General features: G+C 64.0%; 5 protein-coding genes. 1 reads left to right on the top strand and 4 read right to left on the bottom strand.

From position 1 onward, the window contains the following. Window positions 1-518 precede the first annotated feature (518 nt). Window positions 519-1,307 carry a bestrophin-like domain gene (locus ACLP9N_RS31060; protein ID WP_442410976.1) on the top strand — a complete coding sequence of 263 codons (789 nt, stop codon included), beginning with the start codon at window positions 519-521 and terminating at the stop codon, window positions 1,305-1,307. Window positions 1,308-1,341: 34 nt separating this feature from the next. On the opposite strand, the gene ACLP9N_RS31055 is transcribed toward ACLP9N_RS31060, so the two are convergent. The 4 genes from ACLP9N_RS31055 to ACLP9N_RS31040 all read right to left on the bottom strand — a co-directional run bounded on the left by ACLP9N_RS31055 (window position 1,342) and on the right by ACLP9N_RS31040 (window position 5,863). Beyond that, entirely contained in the window at window positions 1,342-1,884 is a 543-nt protein-coding gene (locus ACLP9N_RS31055; RefSeq protein ID WP_442410975.1) for a helix-turn-helix domain-containing protein, read from the bottom strand. A 265-nt stretch (window positions 1,885-2,149) separates the two neighbouring features. Beyond that, on the bottom strand, window positions 2,150-2,848 hold the full coding sequence (locus ACLP9N_RS31050) for an MspA family porin (protein ID WP_442410977.1): 699 nt from the start codon (window positions 2,846-2,848) through the stop codon (window positions 2,150-2,152). A gap of 666 nt (window positions 2,849-3,514) precedes the next feature. Further along, the gene (locus tag ACLP9N_RS31045; protein ID WP_442410974.1) at window positions 3,515-4,528 is read right to left on the bottom strand and encodes a hypothetical protein; all 1,014 of its coding nucleotides are present in this window, start codon (window positions 4,526-4,528) and stop codon (window positions 3,515-3,517) included. Window positions 4,529-4,546: 18 nt separating this feature from the next. After that, window positions 4,547-5,863, bottom strand: a complete 1,317-nt coding sequence (locus ACLP9N_RS31040) for a Dyp-type peroxidase (protein WP_442410973.1) — start codon at window positions 5,861-5,863, stop codon at window positions 4,547-4,549. Window positions 5,864-6,032: the final 169 nt, after the last annotated feature.

Here is a 6,032-nt window from a genome sequence, read left to right as displayed (position 1 = left end):
TACTCTTCTTCACGGCGGTCCCCTTGCTGTTGGTGTTCTTTGGCGGAACGCCCGACACCTACCACACGGCAGGAATCAAGCGGGGGACCGCCACCTCAACTTCCACGAGACCCGGGACAACCTCGGGAGTCCCGCGCAAAAGCTAAAGTTGAGCGCCATGGATGAGCAGCCTGAGACTGCGGCAGGTCCGGCCAACGACGAAACAGAACATGTCTTCGCCAACGCCGAGACGCAACAGGAATGGCGAGCGTGGTCAAGCCCGGAGACCGGCCGGACAGCGCGGCGGTCTGCACGGGAACGGTCGTCAGCATGTGGATCGCGTGATGGCTTCGCCAACCCTTGACACGACCGCTCGTCAGCACAGGATCGCCGGTATGAGGAAAAGCAGACCCCAAAGGGTTGGATGGCCTCTGCAAGAATCGGGGCATGTCGCAGACGTCGCTGATGCCGCGCGAGATGTATTCGGAGGCGGAGGCCGCCCTCGTGGGTAGCCGGCGCGTTACCTGCGGAGGCGAGTAATGGGCGACTCCGGGATAGCGGGTCTTTGGCTACGTCTGGCCCTGGTCCTCATCGTGGCGATGTTGGTCGGGATCGGGAGCGTGTTGCTGGCGAATCGCACCCTCCCCAAACCGGTTGCCGAAGGCCACAATTCGATGCTGTCGCCGTTCCTGACCTGCGTCGCGCTCGTGTACGGCCCTCTCCTCGGATTCACCGTCGTCGTCGCCTGGGGGCACTTCTCCTCCGCTGAGGCTAACGTCGCGCACGAGGCATCCACTCTTACAACGATGTACCGGCAGACCGTCGGCATGCCTGTTCCAGAGCAGACACAGATGCGGGAACTGCTCCGGAAATACGCGAAGACGGTCGAAGGCCCCGAAGGCAACAAGCAAGACGTTGGCAGTACTCCCGACACGGCACAAGCCGCGCTCACCGAAATGTACAAGGTCCTCGCGCGTGAGCAATCCAGTGTGGCATCGAACGCGACGAGTGGAGAGTTTCTCGGCCAGCTGACCGTACTGGCGTCCGACAGGAATCAGCGAATGCTGGACGCCCAACCCCGAAGACCAGGGTTGCTGTGGGCCGGTCTCCTCTCAGGCGGTGTCGTACTGGTGGCGCTCAGCGGTTTCATGCGCCTGGATAGCACACGTGGTCACCTAATGCTCTCAAGCGCGATCGCCCTTCTACTCGGCCTGCTACTGTTCATCGTCTTCTGGCTCGACCATCCCTTCGAGAACCCGCTGGGCATTACTTACGCACCGTTTCAGCAATCCCTGGGAGCTTTCGACGCAATCGACCGCGGCACATGATCAGGCCTCGGTAGCCCCGCCGATCTCCCAAGTTTCACGAGGCATCGGCCGGGCCGATCCGCCGAAGAGAGGTTGGTGTTGACCGTCGAGCGGCTCGCCCCCGGTGCCGTGAGCGTGGGATCGCGCAACCACTCCCGGTAACCGACACGACGCCACTGCTCCTCGGCCTCGGCGTACCGCTGCCCGTCCGCTCGATCTGAGCCCGCGCGTCGGCCATCAGGCCGTGGCCCTCGGACCCGTCCCCGAAGTCCGCCCGGTAGATGTCGAGGAGCGAGACGGAGCGCCCGTTGGCGTCCACGAACCGCGCTTCCTCGGCGACTTGGGGGACGTCCCAGCCGGGCGACTCCTGGGTGACCGTCGCTATCCCCACGAACTCGAATGGTGGGACCGCCTCGTAGCCGGGGTTGCCGTCCAGCAGCGCCAGCTCGCGCTCCTCCAGGTCGTCCTCGTCGTCCAGGTCGTCCGCAGCGGCGAGCATCCGGTGAACCGCCGACTTGGACAGCTTCAGCTCGTCCGCAATCGCCCGGATGGACAGCCCCTCGTCACGCAGCCGCAGCACGTCATCATCGCTGGTCATGCGCCCATTGTGGACCCTCGGCAAACGCCCATCCGGACCTGTCCCAGCGTGTCCCACCTGTCCCGCGAACCGTCCCACCCGCGCTGACCAGGGGATTACCCACGCGTTTGCTCGAAAACCGTTGCGGCCCCGTTGAAGCGGTAAATGGCGACGGCCTGACAGCGCCGCCGCCGAGCGGCCGATTAGTAGGGACCAGCTACCCCGCGTAGGGCAGTGCGCGGTGCCGCCGATTATCGACATTCTGCTCCGTCGGCAGAGACCGCGATCAGACGGCTTTGGTGACGCCGATGTAGGACAGCACCACGTCGGATTGATCGGTCACTCGGGTCAGCGTCGCGTAGGAGCGGATGAACGACTGGCCGACGCATCCGTCGATCTTGACGTGGAAGTTGCTGATCATGACCCAGGGATTTGGACCCTTGAACTCTTTCTTGACCACCGGCACCACGATTACGAGGCCGGGCTTGAGCCCCACGGTGAGCACGCCGTTGACCGGCACGGAAACCAGCGGCACAAGACCCGGCGCACCGGTCAACAGGCCCGACAGGCCGAGGCCCGGGCTGACGCCGGCGCTACCCGCCATCGTGACGCCGTTGGACGTGCTCATATCGATTCCGCAGCCGATCTCGTAACCCACCTCGAGCTCGCCTCGAGGCTGTTCCGGTCCTTTGAGCGAACCGACGAATGTTCCGCTGGAGAGGTATTCGCGAGACGAGACCGCGGTGGTCAACGGCGCCACGGGAACTTGCATCTCGTCCTTCGCGCCGAGGGCAAGGCGCCAGCCGTCAGGAGTGTTGACGGTTGCCGGGTCGGCCGAGGGCACCAGCCCGTCGGCCGGTGCCGCCGCATCGGGAGGAGCAGGCTCAGAATCGGGATCAGCACCTGCCGAAGGCGCGGTGGTCACTGACATGACGAGGCAGACCGCGAGAACCGCCGCACGACGAACCACCACGGCCAGCGGCATCACGGCTTACACCGTAAGCAATGGCCGATTCGAGTTGTGACTTTCGCCGGTCGACCAAACCAAAGTTGTTGTGCATTCGCAACTGATATGCGATATGGGCGCGGAAGGCTGGGAGGACCGGTGGTTCTCGTCGGCGGGCCAGCAATCCTGGACTTGCTGGTTCGCCGGCCGGCTATAATTGTGCCGGCGGCTAGCCCTGGGGGATAGCTAATGATTCGGGGCAGACGGAGAGCGCAGCCATGAAACGTCACAGGTTCGCTCGCGGACTGCTGGTCGGCGGGATGATGAGCTTCCTGGCTCTCGCGGGTGGCACCGGCGTAGCGCAGGCGCAGCCAGACCCTTTTGTGCCGCCGGTGCCGGGGATAATCGATCAATTGCTGACGTCGACTCCAGCACTGTTTGTGGATCCGGCCGATGAAGGCGGTCCATCAGCCAACTGGGGTGGTGTCGGAATGTATTGTGAAAATCAATTTGTCCGATGCCGGTAGACGGATCGCCACAACCAGGCGTGACGTTCCCCCTCCCTGCCAGCCTCTCCATTGGGGCCACAGGACTCTAAAACCAGCCGGATTCATCCACAGGGAATACGCCACCTCCTTCACGAGCAGACGCGCGTTATCTACGTTGGCCAAGCGGTAGTCGACGGAATCTTGGGGCGCAGGGAAGTCACCTCATGCGGGCAAGGTTGTGCCAAAAGTTCTTGAGGCTGTCGGTGCCACCGAAGAGCGTGGTGAAGTTCGTGGAGTCGACGAGAACGATGTCGCCGGAGCGTTGGCCGATCGGTGGCATCCAGATCAGCGCGTTGAATTCGGTGTTGCCCGCTGCGGTGAAGGGGTGGGGCCTGTCGGCATCGATGCGTTGACGGCCCAGCACCCGCACCGAATCGCTTTCCGGCGCGGTGAGTTCGTAGTGCGGCAGGTGCGGGTGGAAGTTGAATGTGGTGACGTTCTCGAGCAGCCTCGCGGTGTCCAAATCGCTGAACGCGGTCAGCGGTGCGATGTCCTTGGTGCCCTCGACCACGGCCGGACGCAGCCCCCACCTGTTGTGAACCGGAACATCGAGGGCCTTCATCAGTGAGCGGGTGTATTGACCGAACCGCTGCTGGCGCGGCACCAGCGGGTCACCGTGATGGTGGAATTCAACCTGACGCTGGGCGAAATCGTCGCTGAAGCCGACGTCGTGATGCGGTGCCAATAACAAGCATGTGCCCTCGCGCTGCAGCCATTCCCGGACGGCACTGATCTCCCCCGGTGCGGCTTCTTGTTCCGACAAGATGTGGTCAAGCCCGAACACCATCAGGGTGTCGGTGTCGGCAAGGATCCGTTCGTCAATCGGAAGTTTGTAGCCGGCCTGGTCGATGCGCTGAAACACGGCAACGCGGTGGCCCGTCGCGTCACCCGCCAACTCCTGAAACGCCAGCGTCGAGCGGTGGAAAAGCTCCAGCGTTCCGGCGATCCCTTGTAGGAAATGCGCCTCGTCGTATTCCGTTGTCTCGTAGCTCGGCCACAACGCGTTTCGGACCTCTGCCATGGTGGAGAAGCGGTTGTACATCTCCGTCGGTGCGCGTTGGGCTTCCCACGGGTAGCTCCAGGTCCAGTAGATGCTGATGCGCCGGCCGCCGGTGTGGGCACGCGCCGCATGGCTTTGGTTGTAGGTTCGCGCTGCGGGAAGTGCGCCCATGGTGAATCCTTAACGTGATCAGTCGAGCGCCGCGAGGTAGCGCATCGCATTGATACCCGGCAAGAAGAAGTAGGCCCCGCCCTTGAGGGTGGTGAATGCCGGCAAGCCTTTGTGCACCGTGCGGATCGGCCGCTTGGGAATCGTGAACTCCAGTGTTCCGTCCTGGGTTCCGCAGATCGGGTCGTGCTCGTTGCCCAGCTCGTGGAAGGCGCGGTCGTTGATCCAGACGTTCTGCGCGAACTCGAATTGCCTAACCAGACTGGCGCAAATGATGAACGCGGCGATGCCGCGATCGACTCCGTCGTCGGGCGCGCCCTCGGGCAGGGCAGGACCGTAGGTGGCCCCCCGGCGAATCATCCTGCGCCGGTTCATATTGTGCGCGGTGTCGCGCGGGTTGAGGCGTCGCGCGTGCGACCCGAGCGGGCAGGCATACCCGAGCGGATCCATCTCCTTGTAGTTGAAGTCGTTGTTGCGCATGGGATCCGCGCCGAGCTCAGGATCATCCTTGTCCGGTGCCAGCACAAGCGGTGCGCCGCTGCGCCAGCGCCCCATGAACTTCGCCGCGAGTAGCTCCTCAGCATCCGGCGTCTCGGCCTTGTCGCGGATATAGTCGCGGAAAAGTCCCACGTGCTCCTGCAACCGCCGGTAGGCCATGTAGCTTCCATTGCGGGCCAGGGCTTCTGGCCGCGGCAGATCTGCGACCGGCCCCAGCTCGTCCGGATAACCGAGGATGAACTCGCCCGGCTTCAGCGGCGCCCCCGACCCCGGTGTGGGCTCTTCACCCGATCCCTCGATCACCGGCTGCGACAACCTGTCCCGGAACCCGAAGTGATCGTGTGCGTAATTGAACGGCGGCGTCGCGTTCAGATCCAGAAACGACAGCCGCCGCACGCCATCGCACCGGGCCACCAGCTCGTCGTGCACTCCGCTGGCCCGCCCATGTTCAGCGTCGTCGCGAGCACACAGGATCGCGATCGCGTGCAAGTCGGCGCCTGCCAGCCCGCCCACCCAGTTTTCCGGGTGGGCGGCCCCGGTATCGCCCAAGATGTCGGCCCGGGCGGCCATGCCCTGGCGAAACGCCTCCGGGAAAGTTGCCAGGGATTCCTCGGCAACCCCCAGCGCCCGCAAGCCATTCCACGTGAACGCCAGCGTGACCCAGCGCTTGGTGCTATCCATCGAGGCTTGCGCCGCGGCGGCGGATTCGACCACGGGGATCAGCTCGGACAGCCACGCCCGGCCCCCCGCCGGGTTGCCGAACGTCAGGAACTCGTAGCGCCCGGTCATCGCCGGTGTACGGGTCAGCAGTATGTGCTGGATATCGTCGAACTCAAGCATCAGCGCACCGCCTGGTGCGGATCACTGCATCTGATCGAGCATGTCGGAAAATGCCGCTTTGAGCCGCAGCGCCTTCTTGATCTCATCGGCCGTAACGTACGGGTACTCGCCGTACTCCAGGAAACTGGGACACTGGTGTTCGCGCACGAATTTCACAAACGCCGCGGGG

The organism is Mycobacterium sp. (assembly GCF_052144515.1).
Classification (GTDB): Bacteria; Actinomycetota; Actinomycetes; order Mycobacteriales; family Mycobacteriaceae; genus Mycobacterium.
The sequence above is the reverse complement of the archived record's forward strand: the minus strand, read 5'-3'. Positions and strand labels throughout refer to the sequence as shown.